Annotated in this window: 2 protein-coding genes; both read right to left on the reverse strand. The window is 63.9% G+C overall.

All coding sequences use genetic code 11. From position 1 onward, the window contains the following. Positions 1-222: 222 nt before the first annotated feature. Positions 223-612 carry a curli-like amyloid fiber formation chaperone CsgH gene (gene csgH, locus RBB16_RS20595; RefSeq protein ID WP_071692072.1) on the reverse strand — a complete coding sequence of 130 codons (390 nt, stop codon included), beginning with the start codon at positions 610-612 and terminating at the stop codon, positions 223-225. Positions 613-711: 99 nt separating this feature from the next. Next, on the reverse strand, positions 712-1,152 hold the full coding sequence (locus RBB16_RS20600) for a hypothetical protein (RefSeq protein WP_071692071.1): 441 nt from the start codon (positions 1,150-1,152) through the stop codon (positions 712-714). Positions 1,153-1,559 lie beyond the last annotated feature (407 nt).

Consider the following 1,559-nt stretch of genomic DNA (forward strand, 5'->3'; position numbering starts at 1 on the left):
GCGAGGCCGAAGCGGATGGCGTTGGCTTCATCGGCGTTCGAAGGGTTCACCTCGAAGGAGATGGTGCCTCCGGCCATGGCCATGGGGGCGGCGAGGGTGGTGAGGGCGAGGGCGGCGGCGGTGAGGGTCTTGCGGATCATGGGTTTATTCCTTTGGGTCTATCTGTGGGGCTCTGAATGTGTGTCGTTTACACTAATGCGAAGGTTCAATCTTTTCCGGGGCTCAAAGCTCGGTCTCGACGGCGCGGCAGCGATAGGTCTCGCCGTTCACGGTCAGGCTCAGGCTGGCGTCGTAATCGGCGGCATCGCCTGACAGCATCGACTGGCCGAGGGTCACGGTTTCGCCGGCGCGGGCGGTGAAGGCGCCGCCCTGGCGGATATTGGTGCCGCGGCCGGCAAGGGAAAAGCTGTAGCTGCCCGAGAGGCTCTCATTGGCCTGCACGAGGCCGCGGAAGGCGGTGGCGCGGCCGGTGTCCTCGACCGAGATCTGGCAGGCGAAGGGGGCGGCGGTTTCCTGCGCGACCGAGGCGGTGGTGCAGGCTGCGGCGAGACCCGCCCCGGCCAGGATCAGGGCCGCGGGAAGGAACCGGCGAGGGGAAAGGGGGAGGGTCATGGGTCTGGTCCTTGGGTTGGTGGCCTGTAGGGATGGCCGGAAATGGGAGGCCCGCGGGGAGGGGAAGCGAGGGAGAGAGCCCCCGCGGGCCGGTCGGGATCAGTTCTGGACGATCACCGCGACGTTGCCATGGCCGACCTGCGTGGAGGAGGCGGAGTTGCCATTGCCGACCTGGATCACGCCGACGGCGTTGCCGTTGCCCCACTGGGTGGTGTCTGCGCTGTTGCCTGCGCCGATCTGGGCCACACCGGTGACGTTGCCGGAGCCGTAGGTCGAGGAGGAGGCGGAGTTGCCCCAGCCCTGCTGGCCGATCACGGTCTGGTTCCAGTGGCCGTCCTGGGTGGCGATGGCGGTGTTCCACGCGCCGTCCTGGTAGATGGTCATGTCATTGTACCAGCCGGTCTGAGCGCCACCGGCTGCGTTGCCGTAGCCGTACTGCTGAACGTTGACATAAGAGCCACCGGCGGCGGCAGCGCCTGCGACGGGCAGGGCGATGGCGAGGGCGAGAGCGGCGGTCTTCAGGGTGGATGCGATGGTCATTTGAAAAGTCCTTTTGGGTTGATGGTGTCGCTTGGGACGAGGGTGAATGTGATGATGCGGGTGTCGCGGTTCGTGGTGTTGATGGGCGGCGTCTGCGGTGTTGCGTTTGCCGATGACCAACACTTGGCCCGAACCCCGGCGGTCAGGCAATATCGGCGACGGGAAAGGCGATAACAGTGAGTTCGTCATCGAATAACACGAACTCATATGGGCGTGTTATCGGATAACACGACCTGATTAACTGAACGAAATCAGCAACCTAAACCCATCCATGCGAATCCCGACCGCACGGATCACCCCCTCGCCCACAGGCGGACCCCCCGAACGTGTCAAAAGTCGATAACACCCCGATCCAACCCATAACAAACGATAACACCAAAATACGTGTGAAAATCACGCTTACAGGG

The sequence above is a fragment of the Nioella sp. MMSF_3534 genome (assembly GCF_030732985.1).
Classification (GTDB): Bacteria; Pseudomonadota; Alphaproteobacteria; order Rhodobacterales; family Rhodobacteraceae; genus Nioella.

Coding starts and splice junctions, on each gene's coding strand:
- csgH (WP_071692072.1), bottom strand. CDS start 612: ATGACCCTCCCCCTTTCCCCTCGCCGGTTCCTTCCCGCGGCCCTGATC.
- RBB16_RS20600 (WP_071692071.1), bottom strand. CDS start 1,152: ATGACCATCGCATCCACCCTGAAGACCGCCGCTCTCGCCCTCGCCATC.